Genomic DNA, 17,849 nt, shown 5'->3' with positions numbered 1-17,849 from the left:
TCCCGTCCCAAATTAGCTACCCTTTGCTACGGGTTTAGCGGTCCTCGCGTTGCGGATCGGCTGTCTCGGCTGCCTTTACGCGGTTCTTATCGACGTACATGTTTTTGTCGGCCTGAGAAAAGAGCTCACGCATCGTAGGCGGTTCATCAAAATCACTGGAAAGCGCATAGCCCACCGCATAGCTGATAGGCATGTCGGGATGAGTCTCGGAATACTCGTTCACGTTCGCGCGAACCCGAGCGAGACAGGACTCCACGGCAGCTCGATCGGTATCTCGCAGCACCGCGATAAACTCATCGCCGCCGTCGCGGCCCACAAAGCAGGTCTCCGACGCCACGCGCCCCAGTTGCTGTGCAAAAGAGCGGATGTATTCGTCGCCCTTCTCGTGGCCGAAGTTGTTATTGACCGTATGCAGATTGTTAAGGTCGAAGACGCACACCGCAACGGGCGCCTCCGCGGAGACAGGCTGCTCCTGCCCCAAGATCTCCTCGCACTTGTTCTTATTGGGCAGTCCCGTGGCTTCGTCGAGATAGACTTTGCTCTGCAGCTCGCGATTAAGCGCGGCAGTGCGCACCGCGCGAACAAGTTCAACCGCAAAGGTCGCCACCAAGCCCACGATGTCGATGATCACCAAGCCCTCGAGATAGTTGAGCGCCGACGCCTTCTCCTGAGAGTAGTCCTCTGCGAGTCGCGTAGCATCGTCGCAAATGCCAAAGAACTCCTCGCTCATCGAGATGATGTCGGTGTTCTCGTAGCCGACTTCGCGCACGCGGGCAATCTCGGCGCGAAGCTCGTCAAAATAGTTCGCGAGTTCGGTCATCTTTGCCTGGTACTCATCGTCATCGAGACGGACGAGATTGAGGTCGTCGCTTCCGTAGCGCAAGCCGTTAATGTATGAATCAACGGCCTTGAGCAGGTCGTCTTGTGGCTGGCCTGCGTCCTCGAGCTTCACGATGCGCTGCGTGGTGCCGCGTACCAGGCCGGCGTAGTTGACCACGCGCGCCGTGCCCTGGATATCGGAGACGAGCAGTATGACATTGATGAAGAAGAAGATGAGAACTGCCGTGAGCACCATCATGAGCAGGCGCACCGCCTGGCTGGCCTTCTTGGCGACAGAAGTATTCACAAGTTCACTCTCTCAAATGGCAAAAGCGCAGGTGGCACCCAGCGTGCTGAAATTTACGTGAGGTCAACTCTACCATATGGGCCAACAGCCTCAAACTGTAGCAGACGCTCGTCCAAATTGGCGTGACGCTTGTCTTGTTGTTCTTGACCTGGCCGCGCTATCGAACATGTTTCTGGTCTTGGATCACCATGGGAAAGCTCATCCCGTTTTGTGCGTCTAGAGTGGGATGCGGTTTCCCAAAGGTGCCGTTAGGGGAAACCACATCCCGGTTTATGCCCTTGAAATGGGATACCGTTTCCCGGAGGGGGCCCAGCGGGAAACGGCATCCCATTCTGGGCCCGAAAAGTGGGATACGGTTTCCGGCCGGCATGAAAAAAGCCTCCGCAGCTCGTGTGGCTGCGGAGGCTTTATTCGTTGCGGTGCATTGTGTTTGGGTCGTTGAGATGAGTCGATTTGCCCCGAAAGAGGAGGGCATTGACCTTAGGGTCATGCCCGACGAATGAGCGGCAAATCGGCCATCTCGGCGAGCCGAACTACTCCAGCTCAAACGCTCCGGTATAGAGCTGATAGTAGTATCCGCGCTTGGCGATCAGCTCGTCGTGGTTGCCGCGCTCGATGATGCGGCCGTGGTCCAGACAGATGATTGCGTCGGAGTTGCGCACGGTGGACAGGCGGTGCGCGATGACAAACGTCGTGCGGCCCTCCATGAGCTTGTCCATGCCGGCTTGCACGATGGCCTCGGTGCGGGTATCGATGCTCGACGTGGCCTCGTCCAGGATCATCGCCGGCGGATCGGCGACGGCGGCGCGTGCGATCGAGATCAGCTGGCGCTGGCCCTGCGACAGCTGGGCGCCGTTGCCGGTGAGCATCGTGTCGTAGCCGTCGGGCAGGCGGGTGATAAAGTCGTCCGCGCCGGCGAGCTTTGCTGCCGCGATGCACTCCTCGTCGGTGGCATCCAGATTGCCGTAGCGGATGTTATCCATCACGGTGCCGGTGAACAGGTTTACGTCCTGCAGCACCACGCCCAGCGAGCGGCGCAGATCGGCCTTGCGGATCTTGTTGACGTTGATGCCGTCGTAGCGGATCTTGCCGTCGGCGATGTCATAGAAGCGGTTGATGAGGTTGGTGATGGTCGTCTTGCCCGCACCGGTGGCACCGACAAACGCGACCTTCTGGCCCGGCTTGGCAAACACGGACACGCCGTGCAACACCTCGTGGTCGGGCGTGTAGCCAAAGTCGACGTTGTCCATGACCAGGTCGCCGCGCAGCGGTACGTACTCGATCTCGCCGGTTGCACGGTGCGGGTGTTTCCACGCCCACATGCCGGTGTGGTGGTCGGCCTCCTCGAGCTGCCAGGTATCGGGGTTCACCTGCGCGTTGACGAGCGTCACGTAGCCTTCGTCGGTCTCGGGCTTCTCGTCGATGAGCTCAAAGATGCGGTCGGCGCCGGCGAGGCCCATGACCACGGCGTTGATCTGCTGCGAGATCTGGCCGATCTGTCCGCAGAACTGCTTGGTCATGTTGAGGAACGGCACCACGACGGCGATGGACAGCGCCATGCCCGAGATGCTCAGGTTGGGCACGCCCAGCGCCAGGAAAATGCCGCCTGCCAGTGCGACCAGCACGTAGAGCAGGTTGCCCAGGTTCATAAGGATGGGCATGAGGATGTTGGCGTACATGTTGGCCTTCTGCGAGACCTCGAAGAGCTTTTCGTTGCGCTCGTCAAAATCGGCCTCGGCGGCAGACTCGTGGCAGAATGCCTTGACGACCTTCTGGCCGTTCATGACTTCCTCGATGTGGCCCTCGACCACGCCGAGCTCGGTTTGCTGCGCAATAAAGAAGCGCGCGGAGTTGGAGCCGAGCAGCTTGGTCATAAAGGTCATAAAGGCGACGCCTGCCACAATGACCAGGCACATCCAAACGCTGTAGTACAGCATGATAAAGAACACCGTGACGATGACGATGGTCGTCATGAGCAGGTTGGGCAGCGACTGGCTGATCATCTGGCGCAGTGTGTCGATGTCGTTGGTGTAGTGGCTCATGATGTCGCCGCGCTGGTGCGTGTCGAAGTAGCGAATCGGCAGGTCCTGCATGCGGTTGAACATCTTCTCGCGAAGCTTCTCGAGCGAGCCCTGCGTGACGATGGCCATGGCGCGGTTCCAGAACAGCGAGGACAGGATGCCGACGCCGTAGATGCAGGCGAGGGTGGTCACGAGCTGTGCGATCTTGGGCTGTGCAGCTTCCCAATCGCCCGACTGCCACGATTCGCTAATAATCTGCAGGGCGCTCTGAAGGAAGGTCGCGCCGATGGAGTTGATGATGGCGCAGAGCACCACGCCGACGACGACGAGGGGCAAAAGCACGGGGTAGAAGCCAAAGAGCGTCTTGATGAGGCGCGACATGGTGCCACCCTTGCGGTTGAGCGCGCGCTCGGCGGTCGTTGCCTTACTCATGTGCCTCGCCTCCTTCCTGGGTCTGGGCTTGCGTTGCGGATGCCTCGGTGTCGGCCTCTTCGCCTTCGGCAGACATCTTGTTTTGCGAGGTGAAGGTCTCGCGGTAGATCTCGCTCGTCTTGAGCAGCTCGTCGTGGTTGCCGATCTGCGCGATGCGGCCGCCCTCCATGACGATGATGCGGTCTGCATCCTGCACGGAGCTAATGCGCTGGGCGATGATGAGCTTGGTCGTGTTGGGCAGATAGCTTGCCAGCCCTGCGCGGATCTTGGCGTCGGTCTTGGTGTCGACGGCGCTGGTGGAGTCGTCCAGGATCAAAATCTTGGGGCGACGCAGCAGGGCACGCGCAATGCACAGGCGCTGCTTCTGACCGCCGGAAACATTGGAGCCGCCCTGTTCGATCCAGGTGTCATAGCCCTTGGGGAAGCCATCGACAAACTCGTCGGCGCAGGCCAGATGTGCCGCCTCGCGGACCTCTTCGTCGGTGGCGTTCGGGTCGCCCCAACGCAGGTTCTCGGCAATCGTGCCGCTAAACAGCACGTTTTTCTGCAATACCATGGCCACTTGGTGGCGCAGAGCGTCCAAGTCGTAGTCGCGCACATCCACGCCGCCCACGCGCACGGTGCCTTCGGTGGCGTCGTACAGGCGGGCGATGAGGTTTACGAGCGTGGACTTGGCCGAGCCGGTGCCGCCGATGATGCCGATGGTCTCGCCGCTCTTAATGTGCAGGTCGATATCGTCGAGCGCCTGGCGCTTCGCATGCGCGGAATACTTAAAGCTCACGTGGTCAAAGTCGATGGAGCCATCGGCGACCTCGAGCACGGGCTCGGCGGGATCGGCGATCGTGGGCTCGGCGGCCAGCACCTCGGTGATGCGGTGCGCCGATTCGTCGGCCATGGTCACCATGACAAAGATCATCGACAACTGCATCAGACTCATGAGGATTTGGAAGCCATAGGTAAAGATCGAGGAGAGCTGGCCCACGTCGAACAGCGTGCCCTGGCTCGTGATGATGAGCTTGGAGCCCAGGTAGATGATGACGACAAACGCGCCGTTGACGCAGATGTTCATCATGGGGTTGTTAAAGGCAAGCAGCTTCTCGGCGCGGGTGAAGTCCATCTGGACGTCGCGCGCAGCGGTCGCGAACTTCTCCTTCTCAAAGTCTTCGCGCACATAGCTCTTAACTACGCGCATGCCGGTGACGTTTTCCTCGACGGACTCGTTAAGGGCGTCGTACTTGTGGAACACGCGCGAGAAGATGGGGCGCACCTTAAAGATGATAAAGAACAGCCCAAAGCCCAGCAGCGGAATGATGACCAGGTAGACCATGGCGACGCTGCCGCCCATGATAAATGCCATGGTAAAGGCGAAGATCAATACCAGCGGCGCGCGCACGGCGATGCGGATGATCATCATAAAGGCCTGCTGAACGTTGTTGATGTCGGTGGTCAGGCGCGTGACGAGCGAGGAGCTCGAGAACTCATCGATGTTGGCAAAGCTGAACGTCTGGATCTTGTAGAACAGGTCGTGACGCAGGTTCTTAGCGAAGCCGCAACTCGCATGGCTGCAGGTGACGCCGGCAGCGGCGCCAAAAGCAAGCGACGTCAGCGCGATGAGCACCAAAAAGCCCGCGGTGGGAAGCATCTCGGCTACGGTGGCGCCGTCTTTGATGGCGTCGATCAGGTTGGCGGTGATAAATGGAATCAGCATCTCGCAGAGTACCTCGCCAAGCACGAGCAATGGCGTGGCAACGGTGACTTTCATATAGTCGCGGATGCTGCCCATGAGGGTTTTAATCATCCAGTTCCTCCCAGGTTACACGGATTTTCTCGAGCATTTCGGCGAGCTGCTCGCGCTCGTCGTGGTTGAGGGCACCAAAGGCCTGCTCTCTAAAGCGAATGCGGGCTGCCTGGTCGATGCGGGCGTTTTCCCGGCCGGTTTCGGTCAGGCGAATGGTGAGCTGCCGTCGATCCTTGGGGTTACGGCTGCGCTCGATGAGGCCGTTGAGCTCGAGCTTGGACAGGATCTCGGAAAGCGACCCCGGCTTGAGGTCAAAGTGCATGCCGAGTTCCTGCTGCGACATCTCGCCGCCGGGTTGCTTGGCCAGCAGGCAGATGATGGGCGCCTTGCCGGACACGCCTCCGCCATGAAAATGCATGTAATGGCCGCAAAAGCCCAGGCCATTGAGGATGCGCTTGGCAAGCTTGTCTTCTGAGCTAACCGCTTCGGGTGCATCCGCCGGCTGTGACGGGTCGCCGTCGGGCTCGTGCGAACAAAGGTTAAGAGGTTCATCGCACATGAATTAGTGTTGCTCCTTTCTTTAGTTAGGTAGTGGAATTGTTTTGTGCCTAACCAATCTAGGAGCATGAGAAATGAATGTCAAGGTACCAAACTTATTAAGTTACGGCGCTTTACCAAACGCCGTAACCGCTCGACGCTGCAAGCGTTCCTAAGCGGCAATCTGACGTTCAATCGTCGGGCATGGCCGCAAGGCCTATGCCCCCCATTTCCGAAACCTTTCCGCAACAATGCGCTCTTCGCGACCCTGGCGACCGCTCACAACGCCTCCTGCGCTACACTTAGTCGCACTGTGGCGCTGCTGCGCCGTGCCCGAACCAAGGGAGACCCTCATGAAGAACACTCAGCTGCTGCTGATCAACGATATGTGCGGCTACGGCAAGGTCGCGCTTTCCGCCATGCTGCCGGTGCTGTCGCACATGGGCTACCGTATCCATAACCTGCCGACGGCGCTCGTTTCCGACACGCTCAACTACCCCAAGTTCTACATCCACGACACCACCGAGTACGTGCGCCAAAGCCTCGCTATCTGGGAGGAGCTCGGCTTTGAGTTCGATGCCATCTCGACCGGCTTTATCGTGACCGAGGAAGAGGCGCGCATCATCTCGGACTTTTGCCACCGCCGTGCGCAAAAGGGCACCAAGGTGTTCGTCGACCCCATCATGGGCGACAACGGCAAGCTCTATGCGGGCGTGCCCGAGTCCACGATTGGCCTTATGCGGCATCTGCTGGAGTGCGCCGACTACGCGGTTCCCAACTACACCGAGGCGTGCCTGCTTGCCGATAGGCCTATCGCCGAGCAAATTACGCCCGATGAGGCCCGCACCCTTGTGGACGCTGTGCGCGAGCTGGGTGCCAAGTCTGTGGTCATTACGAGCGCCGTAGTCAATGGCACGAACGCGGTTATCGGTTACGACCATGTGGCGGGGGAGTACTTTACAATTCCCTTTGAGCTCATTCCGGTCTATTTCCCGGGCACGGGCGACACGTTCTCGGCGGTGCTCGTCGGCCGCGTTATGGCAGGTTGGAGTCTGCAGCGCGCGACGTCCGATGCCATGCGCGTGGTGGCTGGGCTTATCGAGCGCAATGCCGATCAAGAGGACAAGTCGGCCGGCCTGCCCATCGAGGCCTGCTTGGACGTGATCGACCATGAGTAACGCCGACGAGGGCGGCATCAAGCCTGCGGGCGAGAACAAGCCGCTCGGCGCGTCGCGTGGCAAGCGTCCGCGTATCCGCGTGAGCTGCGTGGACCAGCTGGGTGCGTGCCGCTGCCACCATGGTCACAAGCCCGGCGACGTCTTTGACTTCGACCGAGACCGCGGCAAGATGTGCGCCATGGCCTGCCATGTGGGCTTTCCCTATATCGATATTCTGCGCTATGGCGGAACCGTGCCTGGCAACGAGCCCGGCATGGCAAAGTTCTGCTGCCCCGAAGTCGATACGCTGAACGTCTGGCTTGCCGAGATCGTCGACGAGTAGTCGAGCGCAATGTAGCAAAGGGACAGCCCCTTTGCCACATTCGCCGGTGGTGCCCCTTCTTTTGCTTATAATCTCAAATCTCTGCATTTCATTTAATTTTAAGTTCTAAAAATTCTGCGTTTCATCGATAATCAAGCGTATAAAACTTTGCATTTCATTTGATGAGACTGAGGGGAGAGCCTATGCTGCGCAGGAAAATAGCGGCAGAGCTGGAGCGTTGGCTGAAGTCTGCCGAGCAAAAGGCCTTATTCATCACGGGTTCTCGCCAGATCGGCAAAAGCTATTCGATTCGCGCATTTGGCAAAGCCAGCCATGCAACCTACATCGAGCTTAACCTCATGGAAAACCGCCAGGCAAAAGATGCTCTTCTCGAGGCGCGGAATGCCGATGATTTCATCAGCAGGGTGACGCTTCTTTCGGGAAAGTCGATTGCGCCAGGCAAAACGCTCGTGTTTATCGATGAGGTCCAAGAGGCCCCCGACATCATGACGATGGCAAAGTTCCTTGTTGAGGACGGGAGGTGCCGTTGGGCGTTTTCGGGGTCAATGCTCGGGACTCAGTTCAAGGGCGTCAGGTCCTATCCCGTGGGGTATGTCCACGAGCTTAGGATGTTCCCGCTCGATTTCGAGGAGTTTTGCTGGGCAACCGGAGTGAGCGAGGGGGCTCGCCAAACGATACGTGACGCGTGTATCAGCGAGAGGCCCATTCCTGATTACATTCATGACGCGATGATGGCAAACTTCAGGACCTATACCGTTGTCGGCGGAATGCCGGAGGTCGTGCAGCGTTTCCTTGACACGCAGGGCGACCTTGCCTCTGTTCGTCAGCTACAGTCCGAGCTCAACGAACAGTACCGACGGGATATTTCCAAGTATGCAAGCGGGTGTGCCCTTCAGGTGCAGAGCATCTACGATCAGCTCCCCATTATGCTTGAGGGCGAACACAAGCGTTTCGTGCTCAATTCCATTGACCCCAAGGCGCATTATGAGAAGTACCAGCGAGATTTTGTCTGGCTTGTCGATGCCGGCGTTGCTCTCAAAGCCGATATCGTAACCGAGCCAAAGTCGCCCCTGCTCAAGACGGCACGGCCATCGCAGTTCAAGCTATACCAATCGGATACGGGCATGTTGATGGCGCGCTACCCCGTTGGAGTCGCCCAAGCGGCGTATCTTGATAGCAAGGAGCCCAATCTGGGCGGCATTTACGAAAATGTGGTGGCCCAGCAGCTGGCTGCCCAAAATCGCCAGCTTTACTACTATCAGACAAAAAAGCGCGGTGAAGTGGACTTTGTGGTCGACGGACCGGATGGGACGGCTGTTCCGATCGAGGTTAAATCGGGCTCCTATTACCACGCGCACGCTGCGCTCGGTCATGTGCTTGATACGGCTGAATATGGCGTAAAGCTCGGGATTGTTTTCTCGAGAGGCAACGTTGAGCGCAACGGAGCGGTTCTCTATTTGCCGCTATATGCGACCTGGGCCCTTTCGGATGTTTTGGGCGACTCCTGTGCCAAGGGGATTAAGCTGGAGGTCAAGCCGGTCTAGGGCCGGTCCCGGATGTGGCAAAGGGGCAGTCCCTTTGTCACATTCATGAGCGTGGATTTTCTCCCGTTTAGGGCGCACTTGAACGCTCAAAGTGGGAGAAAATCCACGCTCGTTTTATGCCGATGGCGTGGCCCGTGTGCCCGCGACGCCCGAGCGCCTACAGTTGCTCGAGCATAGCGGTGCAACCGGCGAGTACATCGCGGTAGGTGGCGTCGAAATTGCCGGTGTACCAGGGGTCGGCCACGTCGCCGGGGCACTCGGTCCAATCGAGCAAGCGCGTAATCTTGCCGTCGGGGTCGTCGCCAAAGATGCGACGCAGGCCGCAGGCGTTCTCGTCGTCCATATAGACAATGTGGTCCCAGTCGCCATACTCCGCGCGACGCACCTGACGCGCGCGATGTGCGACGACGGGAATCCCGACCTCGCGTAGCTTGGCAATGGTGCCGTGGTGTGGCGGGTTGCCGATCTCCTCGGTCGAGGTCGCAGCGGAATCAATGACAAACTCGCCCGCGCGCCCGGCGCGCCGCACTAGCTCGGTAAACACGGACTCAGCCATTGTCGAGCGACAGATGTTCCCATGGCAGATAAACAGTACGTGTTGCATATGCGGTTTCCTTTCGATCGCCATCATCGAGCTCGAGTATCGCATCTACGCCTGTGCCCTCGCCCGCTTGCGCTCCCAGCGAGCCAACTTAATCGTCACCAGCGTGAGCGCCCAGGCCACAAGCGAGAACACGGCACCGACCGCGCCTACATATGCAATGCCAACTCCGCTTACCACGGCGCCGCCCACTGCGGTGCCAAACGAGATGCCGACGTTAAACGCCATGGGCTCAACCGAACTTGCGAGTACCATCGACTTGGGGTGGCGGCTGCGTGCCACATCCATAAAGTGTGTGATGCACGACACCGAGAACAGGTACATGAGCAGCGCCAAGCTAAAGACAAAGACCAGCGCGAGCGGCATGGTGCCGCCCAAAGCAAACAGCCCGAGTAACGCCGCAGCCTGCAGCACAAACGTCACAAGCAGCGCCTTCATGCCAAAGCGCGCATCGATCCACCCGCCCAGGATGTTCGAGATCAGGCAGAACACGCCGTAGGCCATGAGCGTGGTGCTGGCTTCGACCGTGCCCATGTCCAGCACCTGCTCAAGATAAGGCGTCACGTAGCCGTAGAACACATAGACCGAGCCCACGCCAAACAAGAAGATGAGCATGCCGGTAATGATACTCGGCTCGCGTAGTAGCCCCGCCTGCTCGCGGAAGGTGGCGGGCTCATCGGTCTGCCCGGCGCGAGGCATAAACGCCACGAGCGCGCTGCAGATCAAAACGGCAAAGGTCAGCGTGCCGTACATGGCCACGTGCCAGTCGAGCGTGTCGGCCACAAACTTGCCAATCGAGGTTACAAAGACCATTGCCACGGAAAACGCACCATATACCACCGAGATGGCAAGCGAAGTTTGCTGCGGGGACAGCAGCTCGGGGATGTACGTCACGCCCACGGCGAGCAGTGCGCCCGAGACGGAGCCCAGGATGATGCGCGAGATGAACAGCACCTGGAAGTTGGGCGCCAACGCCATGACCAGGTTGCCGAGCACAAAGACGATGCTGTAGCACACGAGCAGCTGGTAGCGGCGAAAACGCCCCGTGCTGAGCGCGAGCACCGGCGTCGCGATAGCGTAGACCAGTGCGAACACGCTAATAAGTTGGCCTGCGGTGGCAAGCGATACGCCGAGTTCCGTTGCCAAGTCACTTTCGATGCCGATGACCACGAACTCGGAGCAGCCGAGCGAGAATCCCAACAGCACGAGCAGCGCCAGGCAAAGATTGGTGCGCGCAGGTGAAAGCGCGGCAGCGGTTGATGCTGTTGTGGACGAAGTTGCGGTGGTCAAGGCAGTTGCTCCCATGTTGCGCTATATGAGCTGGATTCAATCCCTACAACTCTAACAGAATGTGACAAAGGGACAGTCCCTTTGTCACATTCGCGGCGTGGCTGCCGCCTAAACCGTCACAACATTCGATGAAAATCTCGAAAACGAGGAAAAACGTCGAATGTTGTGACGGTTTTCGTGTCCGGCGCGGGTGAGCTTCGGTGCCGTCTGGGGGTATAAGACTAGCGAGTGTTTATTTGCGAGGCCTAAGGGGCGCCCCGTATGGATATCGATAACTTTGAATGGTGGTATAGCGAGGGTGAGGCTCCGGACGAGGAGTGGGACGAGCCCACGCCGCGTGACGTGTCGAGCGACGAGGACGGGATCGGCAACGACGTCGCCGCCGACTCGGACGCTGCCCTCGACCCCGTCGAGCCCCTGACCTTCGAACAAGCTTGGGCCCAAGCCGAGGCAGACGAGGCCAAGGCCGACGCTACGGCCACGCTCGGCGAGCCAGCCGACATGTCGATCTCGCCGGCAAAGACCCCGCAGCCGCGTCACACCATCGATCCCGACAGCACGGCATCCTTCAGTATTCTCGACGTGCCCTCGCAGGGTGCCCAGGCGCCCGCGCCCACACGTCGCCCCAATCTGTCTCGCGAGGAAGATGCAGGATGTCGCTCTCTGCTTGGCCCCATCCTTATCGCCTTCATGGCCGGCGTTATCGCATGCTCGGTGATTGGAAACGTCTGGAGCCATGTTGAACAACAGCGAAAAGACGCCGCCAAGGTCGAGATGTCTATCGAGCAATCGCTCGGCCGCACGCGCTCGGTACATGTGTCGGTCGAGGTCAAGGACGGCGCGACGTGGGACACCGCGCGCGGCGACAGCCAAATGCTCATCCACATCGTGGGGCGCACGCTCAAAGGGCAGACGATTGACGAGTATCAATACGTCAATTCCGCTGGTGACGGCATCGAACTTAAGCCCGGCGACTACGAGCTCACCGTCGATGAACCGCCCGTCGCCACCGACGGCACGCGCTTCCGTGCCTCAAAGCGCATGGTCCCCGTGAGCTTTAACTCACAGGCGCCCGACACGGTCGACACCACACCGCAGGGCGGGTTCGACCTTTACGTGGATACCCAGTAGGAGCTCGCTGCTCATTCCGCTATGGCTACTCAATAATCGCCTGCCGTCCCGTCCCGCCGCCAAGAGTGGGACAATAGCCCTCGACACTATTGTTTACTTTTGGAGGAAGTAGCATGTCTACCGTCACTACCATCAAGCGCGGCGGCCTCACCGCGGCCATCGATTCCATGGGCGCCCAGCTCACGAGCCTTGCCCTCAACGGCAACGAGTATCTGTGGCAGGGCGACCCCGCCTTTTGGGGCAAGCATGCGCCCATCCTGTTCCCCATTGTGGGCTCGCTGCGCAACAACACGGCAACGTCTGCGGCCGGCACCTGCGAGATGCCGCGCCACGGCCTCGCGCGCATCGTCGAGCACAAGCTGGTCGAGGTTTCGGAGGACGGCTCCTCGGTAACGTACGAGATCACCGATACGCCCGAGTCGCTCAAGGCCTTTCCGTTCCACTTTAAGCTCAACATGACCTATGCCTTGACCGGCGACGCCACCCTCACGCAGACCTTTGCCGTCACCAATACCGGCGACGTGGACCTGCCGTTCTCGGTGGGCGGCCACCCCGCATTTAACGTGCCCGCCCCCGGTGCCGAGGACGAGGCGTTCGAGGATTACGAGCTGGCATTTACCGGGGCTTGGACCAACGAGGCCCCCATCATCACGCCCGACGGTCTTATGACGTTCGAGGGTAGCTACAAGGCTCCCGATAACTCGGACGTGCTGCCCATCACGCACCGTAGCTTCGATAACGACGCCATCATGTTCACCGATACCCCGGGCTCCACGCTCACGCTGCGCGGTCGCAAGTCGGGCCACGGCGTCAAGATCGACTTTGAGGGCTTTAAGTACATCGGCGTGTGGTCTGCCGCCAACGACGCTCCGTTTGTGGCGCTCGAGCCCTGGACCGGTCACACCACCATGGACACCGAGGACGACGTTTTTGAGCACAAGGCCAACACCATTACGCTGGCGCCGGGCGAGACGGACGTCCGCAGCTTTAGCGTCACTTTGCTCTAGAGGTTCCGCCGTTCTGACGAACGGCGGGCCGGTCGACGCTGCGCGCCACCCAGAGCGACAATTTGTCATTCAAAAGGCAAGGTATGACCAGAAGGTCTATGCCTTGCCTTTTTCATGCCTAGTCGTTGGGGACGCTCTTGTTTGACTAGTCGTTTAAGAGCGTCCCCAACGACTACCAATCGTTTTCAGTTCGTAAACTTGCATATATGCATTTATATATGCATTTGCTGGAGGTAGCGCTGAGCGGTATCCTGTTAAGTCGTCAGCATACGATTCAACAGGGAAGGCAGATTATGCATTCTCCCCAACAGTGCGATGCGCAGACCCAGCCGGTATGCAGCCGTCGCATCTTTTTGGGTAGCGCTCTCGCTGCGAGCGCTTCCGTCGTCGCCGGCGCGCTCGCCGGCTGTCAGCGCCCGTCCACGCTCAAGGTGGTTCAGCCCACGACGGGCGGCGGTCGCGACGACCTGTCCGATTCCGTGATCGGCAAGGATAAGATCCGCATCGGCATGGAGGCGGCCTACGCCCCGTACAACTGGCAGGTTTCCGAAGCCAGTGAATACACCATCCCCATCGACAACGTGCAGGGTGCCTATGCCGATGGCTACGACGTGCAGATCGCCAAGATCGTCTGCAAAGCCCTCGGTGGCGAGCCCGTTGCCGTCAAGCAGAGCTTCTCGGGTCTTATCGATTCGCTCAACAACGGCCAGATCGACCTCATCATCGCCGGCATGAGCGCCACGCCCGAGCGCGAGGAGTCTGTCGGCTTCTCCGATCCGTACTTTATCGGTTACTTTGGCCTGTTCGTAAAAGAGGGCTCGCCCTACCAAAACGCGACCAAGCTCAGCGACTTTAGCGGCGCTACGGTGCTCGGCCAAAAGGACACCATGCTCGATACCGTCATCGACGAGATTCCGGGCGTTGTCCACAAGAACCCGGTCGACTCCGTCCCCACGGTGTTCTCGAACCTGCTGCAGGGCACGTGCGACGCCGTGACCTATAACACCGAGAACGAGAAGGGCTATATGGCCCAAAACCCGGGCATCGTCCCCATTCATTTTGCCGAGGGCGAGGGCTTTAAGCAGGAGGTCGCGGCAAATGTCGGTTGCCGCAAGGGCTCGGACAAGCTGCTTAAGCTCATCGATAAGACACTCAAGGGCATTAGCCAAGAGGAACGCGACCAAATGTGGGACGCGTGCCTCGATCGTCAGCCGGCATAGGGAGGCAGCATGAAAACCATCAATCGTCTGGCCTCCTTTATCAAGGCCGACCATCGCTATGTATATCTGGGCACGAGCGTTATCGTGGCGCTCGGCCTGGCGTTTAGCCAGCGCAACCCCACGCCGCTGAGCTTCTTGGCCCCCACGGGCGTGTTCCAAGATTGCCTTTGGGCAATCCTTTGGGCCTGGCTCGTCGTGTCGGCGGCGGCGCTCGTCACCAAACTCATGCACTGGAATGACTATCGCGAAACGTCGCCGTTCGCATCCGAGCGCTTCCGTCGTGGCGCACGCTTGGGCAGCTATGTCGTGGTTGCCATCGCGGCGATCTTTTTCGTGGACCGCTGCGTCATGTCGTTTATCGACCTGGTACGGGTGAGCATCGTCTCGGACTCCAACCCCAGCGACTTTTTGTCGAGCCTGGTCTACATGACCTACAAGAGCGGGGACTTCTTTATCCGCGGCATCGAGATCACCATCGCGCTTGCCACCTTCGGCACCGTCATCGCATTCTTCCTGGCGTTGCTCTTTGTGTTCCTGCGTATTCAGACCTTCGATCGCGTGGACAACGACCTGGTGCGCTTCTTTAAGAGCATTGGCCGCGGCTTTGCGACCATCTACTCCACCATCGTGCGCGGCACGCCCATGATGGTCCAGGGCCTGCTCATCTATTACGCGGGCTTCACCGTTTTGCGCGGCATGGGCTTCGAGACCGCCCAGGCCAACCAGATCTGGAGCACCTTCACCGCTGGCCTCGTCACCATCTCGCTCAACTCCACCGCCTACATGATGGAGGTCCTGCGCGGCGGCATCGAGTCCATCGACCCCGGCCAGGCCGAGGCAGCGCGCTCGCTGGGTCTTTCGCAGTGGCAAGCCATGCGCAAGGTCGTGTTCCCCCAGGGCATTAAAAACGCGATTCCGGCGCTCACCAACGAGCTCATCATCAACATCAAGGACTCGTCGGTGCTCTCGGTCATCGGCGTGTTCGACCTCATGTACGCCACCACCACCGTCGCCGGCGTGTACTACCGCCAGATGGAGGTCTACTGCGTGGCGCTCGTGGTCTACCTGATCCTGACGCTCGTGGCGAGCCGCCTGCTCGAGGCCTTTGGCAAAAAGCTCGGCGCCGAGGCCTCGGCAACGCTGCCCAGCTCCAACTAGGCTCAAGACGAGGAGAATCATCATGGCAGATACCGCCACTACCGGCACCGCGGCCGCCGCACAGACCAATGAGCCGCTCATCCGCGTCGAGGGCTTGCGCAAGAGCTTCGGCTCGCTCGAGGTGCTCAAGGGCATCGACCTGTCCGTTAACCCCGGCGAGGTCGTTACCATTATCGGCGCCTCGGGCTCGGGCAAGTCGACCTTCCTGCGCTGCCTCAACCTGCTCGAGACCCCGGACGCGGGCCACATCTGGTTCCACGGCCAGGACCTCACGGCCGAGCGCTGCAACATCAACAAGCTGCGCGAGGACATCGGCATGGTGTTCCAGGGCTTTAACCTGTTCAACAACATGGACGTGCTCGACAACTGCACGCTCGCGCCCGTCACGCTCAAAAAGATGAGCAAGGCCGAGGCTGAAAAAATTGCGATGGAGCATCTGGCGAGCGTGGGACTCGAAAAGTTCGCGCACGCCGCCGTGGGTCGCCTGTCCGGCGGCCAAAAGCAGCGTGTGGCCATCGCTCGTGCCTTATGCATGAATCCGCAGATCATGCTGTTCGACGAGCCGACTTCGGCACTCGACCCCGAGATCGTGGGCGAGGTGCTCGAGGTCATGCGCAAGCTCGCGGCCGACGGCATGACCATGGTCGTCGTCACGCACGAGATGGCCTTTGCCCGAACCGTATCCGACCGCGTGGTCTTTATGGACAAGGGCGTGGTGCTCGAGGACGCCGCGCCGGCCGAGCTCTTTGGCAACCCCAAGCACCAGCGTACCCGCGAGTTCCTCTCGCGCTATCTCGAGGACAAATAACCGACCGCAAACGCTTATGTGGCAGGGCCGCTCCGGTGGGGCGGCCCTCGTCATCACAATCGAAAGGATGTCATGGCCGAGGTTTGGCGCTTCTTTGCGCATGAGGATGATTTTGCCGATTTGGACGAAGCTGGTGCGTGCGAGCGCCTGGGCCGCGTGCTGTCGTTTCCGACTATTTCGAGTATGGATGCCGAGGCGGTGGACTGGCAGCCGTTCGACGACCTGCGCTCGTATATGCAGCAGGCTTGGCCGCACGTATTTACGGCGGGTAAGGTCGAGCTTATCGACCATTCGCTATTGGTGACGCTTGGCGGTTCCGACTCTGCCCTCAAGCCCATTATGCTCATGGGCCACATGGACGTGGTTCCCGTGGTACCCGGCACCGAGGCTGACTGGACGCATGCCCCCTTTAGCGGACATGTGGACGACACCTACATTTGGGGTCGCGGCGCCATCGATATGAAAGACCAGGTCGCAGGCATTCTCGAGGCGGTTGAGTATGCGCTCGCACACGGCTGGGAGCACAAGCGTACCCTGCTGCTCGCCTTTGGCCAGGACGAGGAGACTACGCAGTACGGCGCAGGCGCCATCGGCCGCGCGCTCGAGGAGCGCGGCATTGAGCTTGAGTACCTGATCGACGAGGGCGACTACCGCATCGTTTCGGCTGCCGAGTACAGCGCGGGCGAGGACTGGCTCATGCACGCCGACCTTGCCGAGAAGGGCTATGCCGATATCGTGCTCAAGACGAAGAGTGAGGGCGGGCATTCGTCCAACCCCTACGGTGGCACATCGCTCGAGGTGCTCAGCCGTGCCATCACCGCAATCTGTGATATCGAGTGGCCGACGCGCGTGACCGACTTGCTTGCCGCCCAGCTCGTCGAGTTGGGGCTCTACACGGCCGACGAGATTGCCTCCAACAAGGACACCATCGTGCGCGAGTGCCTCGCCAGCAAGAAGCTCTACCCGCTCGTGACGACCACCTGCGCGCCCACGCAGATCGAGGGCGGCAGCACCGGCGCCAACGTAATGCCGCAGGATATGTGGGCCAATATCAACTTCCGCATGCTCGAGGGCACGAGCGTGGCCGACGTTGTGGCGCGCTGCTGCGAGTCGGTTGCCGCGGCGGGCCTTGTCGGACGTGTGGAGGTCGAACTCGGCCTCGGCAGCTCTGAGCCCTCGCCGTCCCCGCGCATCGGTGGACCGGGACTCGAGGCCGTTCGCGCCATTGCCGCCCGCTACTTCCGTGATCCAAAGGGGACGGAGGAAAACGGATCATTCGAGCCAGTGGCAATTGTGCCCTCGACCGTGATCGGTGCGACCGACGCTGCCAACTACCAGCACATTTGCCCTGAGTGCATTCGCTTCTCGGCCTTTGTGGTTGATGACGACGAGTGCGATCGCGGTGTCCACGGCACCAACGAGCGCATCACCCGCCGTGCCTACCTCCAGGGTGTCCGCTTCCACATCGCCCTGCTCCATACGCTCTAGAATGCGACAAGGCGATAGTCCCTTTGTTAGCCGTTGGGGACGTCCACTCATTCCGTGCGGGTTATATGCAGGTTTGCCTGCGCACGCTATCATGTATGGGTTAGACCGCAATTATGTACCCCATACGCGAAGGGATGCGCATGTATCTGAAGATCGACATGTTCTAGCCGGGCTTACCCCCGCAGCGGCGCCCCGCGCCCCATCAACTCTGCCGATTTTCACCTTCACGCATATAAAGGAGTCCCGCC

15 protein-coding genes are annotated in these 17,849 nt (G+C 59.9%); 9 read left to right on the top strand and 6 right to left on the bottom strand.

Features of this window, described 5'->3' with window-relative positions; genetic code table 11:
* Positions 1-34: 34 nt before the first annotated feature.
* The 4 genes from ABG996_RS04390 to ABG996_RS04375 all read right to left on the bottom strand — a co-directional run bounded on the left by ABG996_RS04390 (position 35) and on the right by ABG996_RS04375 (position 5,876).
* Complete coding sequence (locus ABG996_RS04390) at positions 35-1,126, bottom strand: GGDEF domain-containing protein (RefSeq protein WP_347478692.1); 1,092 nt, start codon at positions 1,124-1,126, stop codon at positions 35-37.
* 533 nt (positions 1,127-1,659) lie between these two features.
* Positions 1,660-3,579, bottom strand: a complete 1,920-nt coding sequence (locus ABG996_RS04385) for an ABC transporter ATP-binding protein (protein WP_195568713.1) — start codon at positions 3,577-3,579, stop codon at positions 1,660-1,662.
* Positions 3,572-5,377, bottom strand: a complete 1,806-nt coding sequence (locus ABG996_RS04380; protein ID WP_347478694.1) for an ABC transporter ATP-binding protein — start codon at positions 5,375-5,377, stop codon at positions 3,572-3,574. Before ABG996_RS04380 ends, ABG996_RS04385 begins: the two co-directional genes overlap by 8 nt.
* Entirely contained in the window at positions 5,370-5,876 is a 507-nt protein-coding gene (locus tag ABG996_RS04375; RefSeq protein WP_316365990.1) for a MarR family winged helix-turn-helix transcriptional regulator, read from the bottom strand. Before ABG996_RS04375 ends, ABG996_RS04380 begins: the two co-directional genes overlap by 8 nt.
* A 331-nt stretch (positions 5,877-6,207) precedes the next feature.
* Between ABG996_RS04375 and ABG996_RS04370 the strand changes: the two genes are divergently transcribed.
* The 3 genes from ABG996_RS04370 to ABG996_RS04360 all read left to right on the top strand — a co-directional run bounded on the left by ABG996_RS04370 (position 6,208) and on the right by ABG996_RS04360 (position 8,898).
* Complete coding sequence (locus tag ABG996_RS04370) at positions 6,208-7,032, top strand: PfkB family carbohydrate kinase (protein WP_347478695.1); 825 nt, start codon at positions 6,208-6,210, stop codon at positions 7,030-7,032.
* Positions 7,025-7,354, top strand: a complete 330-nt coding sequence (locus ABG996_RS04365; protein WP_347478697.1) for a TIGR04076 family protein — start codon at positions 7,025-7,027, stop codon at positions 7,352-7,354. The genes ABG996_RS04370 and ABG996_RS04365 overlap by 8 nt, the downstream gene beginning before the upstream one ends.
* Before the next feature lie 182 nt (positions 7,355-7,536).
* On the top strand, positions 7,537-8,898 hold the full coding sequence (locus tag ABG996_RS04360; protein WP_347478698.1) for an ATP-binding protein: 1,362 nt from the start codon (positions 7,537-7,539) through the stop codon (positions 8,896-8,898).
* Positions 8,899-9,055: 157 nt separating this feature from the next.
* Here the strand turns inward: ABG996_RS04360 and ABG996_RS04355 are convergent, their stop codons facing one another.
* Both ABG996_RS04355 and ABG996_RS04350 read right to left on the bottom strand, forming a co-directional pair.
* Positions 9,056-9,502 (bottom strand): low molecular weight protein-tyrosine-phosphatase, encoded by a 447-nt coding sequence (locus ABG996_RS04355; RefSeq protein ID WP_347478699.1) that lies wholly within the window; start codon positions 9,500-9,502, stop codon positions 9,056-9,058.
* Positions 9,503-9,547: 45 nt separating this feature from the next.
* Positions 9,548-10,789, bottom strand: coding sequence for an MFS transporter (locus ABG996_RS04350; protein WP_347478701.1), 1,242 nt, complete (start codon positions 10,787-10,789; stop codon positions 9,548-9,550).
* 261 nt (positions 10,790-11,050) lie between these two features.
* On the opposite strand from ABG996_RS04350, the gene ABG996_RS04345 reads away from it, so the two are divergent.
* The 6 genes from ABG996_RS04345 (at position 11,051) to ABG996_RS04320 (ending at position 17,601) form a co-directional block, all read left to right on the top strand.
* Positions 11,051-11,920 (top strand): hypothetical protein, encoded by an 870-nt coding sequence (locus ABG996_RS04345; protein WP_347478702.1) that lies wholly within the window; start codon positions 11,051-11,053, stop codon positions 11,918-11,920.
* A 113-nt stretch (positions 11,921-12,033) separates the two neighbouring features.
* Positions 12,034-12,927, top strand: a complete 894-nt coding sequence (locus ABG996_RS04340; RefSeq protein WP_347478703.1) for an aldose 1-epimerase family protein — start codon at positions 12,034-12,036, stop codon at positions 12,925-12,927.
* 293 nt (positions 12,928-13,220) lie between these two features.
* Positions 13,221-14,147, top strand: coding sequence for a transporter substrate-binding domain-containing protein (locus tag ABG996_RS04335; protein WP_347478704.1), 927 nt, complete (start codon positions 13,221-13,223; stop codon positions 14,145-14,147).
* Positions 14,148-14,156: 9 nt separating this feature from the next.
* The gene (locus ABG996_RS04330) at positions 14,157-15,305 is read left to right on the top strand and encodes an amino acid ABC transporter permease (protein WP_347478705.1); all 1,149 of its coding nucleotides are present in this window, start codon (positions 14,157-14,159) and stop codon (positions 15,303-15,305) included.
* A gap of 22 nt (positions 15,306-15,327) precedes the next feature.
* Positions 15,328-16,113, top strand: a complete 786-nt coding sequence (locus ABG996_RS04325) for an amino acid ABC transporter ATP-binding protein (RefSeq protein WP_347478707.1) — start codon at positions 15,328-15,330, stop codon at positions 16,111-16,113.
* A gap of 72 nt (positions 16,114-16,185) precedes the next feature.
* Positions 16,186-17,601: a M20/M25/M40 family metallo-hydrolase gene (locus ABG996_RS04320; protein ID WP_347478708.1), complete on the top strand. Its 1,416-nt coding sequence runs from the start codon at positions 16,186-16,188 to the stop codon at positions 17,599-17,601.
* Positions 17,602-17,849: the final 248 nt, after the last annotated feature.

The sequence above is a fragment of the Collinsella aerofaciens genome, from assembly GCF_039836695.1.
Taxonomy (GTDB): domain Bacteria; phylum Actinomycetota; class Coriobacteriia; order Coriobacteriales; family Coriobacteriaceae; genus Collinsella; species Collinsella aerofaciens_BD.
This window is presented reverse-complemented; position numbering and strand designations above follow the sequence as displayed.

What these genes read in the sequence shown, in the direction of transcription:
- ABG996_RS04385 (WP_195568713.1), bottom strand. Translation starts at nt 3,579, where the DNA reads ATGAGTAAGGCAACGACCGCCGAGCGCGCGCTCAACCGCAAGGGTGGC.
- ABG996_RS04380 (WP_347478694.1), bottom strand. Translation starts at nt 5,377, where the DNA reads ATGATTAAAACCCTCATGGGCAGCATCCGCGACTATATGAAAGTCACC.
- ABG996_RS04375 (WP_316365990.1), bottom strand. Translation starts at nt 5,876, where the DNA reads ATGTGCGATGAACCTCTTAACCTTTGTTCGCACGAGCCCGACGGCGAC.
- ABG996_RS04370 (WP_347478695.1), top strand. Translation starts at nt 6,208, where the DNA reads ATGAAGAACACTCAGCTGCTGCTGATCAACGATATGTGCGGCTACGGC.
- ABG996_RS04365 (WP_347478697.1), top strand. Translation starts at nt 7,025, where the DNA reads ATGAGTAACGCCGACGAGGGCGGCATCAAGCCTGCGGGCGAGAACAAG.
- ABG996_RS04360 (WP_347478698.1), top strand. Translation starts at nt 7,537, where the DNA reads ATGCTGCGCAGGAAAATAGCGGCAGAGCTGGAGCGTTGGCTGAAGTCT.
- ABG996_RS04355 (WP_347478699.1), bottom strand. Translation starts at nt 9,502, where the DNA reads ATGCAACACGTACTGTTTATCTGCCATGGGAACATCTGTCGCTCGACA.
- ABG996_RS04345 (WP_347478702.1), top strand. Translation starts at nt 11,051, where the DNA reads ATGGATATCGATAACTTTGAATGGTGGTATAGCGAGGGTGAGGCTCCG.
- ABG996_RS04340 (WP_347478703.1), top strand. Translation starts at nt 12,034, where the DNA reads ATGTCTACCGTCACTACCATCAAGCGCGGCGGCCTCACCGCGGCCATC.
- ABG996_RS04335 (WP_347478704.1), top strand. Translation starts at nt 13,221, where the DNA reads ATGCATTCTCCCCAACAGTGCGATGCGCAGACCCAGCCGGTATGCAGC.
- ABG996_RS04330 (WP_347478705.1), top strand. Translation starts at nt 14,157, where the DNA reads ATGAAAACCATCAATCGTCTGGCCTCCTTTATCAAGGCCGACCATCGC.
- ABG996_RS04325 (WP_347478707.1), top strand. Translation starts at nt 15,328, where the DNA reads ATGGCAGATACCGCCACTACCGGCACCGCGGCCGCCGCACAGACCAAT.
- ABG996_RS04320 (WP_347478708.1), top strand. Translation starts at nt 16,186, where the DNA reads ATGGCCGAGGTTTGGCGCTTCTTTGCGCATGAGGATGATTTTGCCGAT.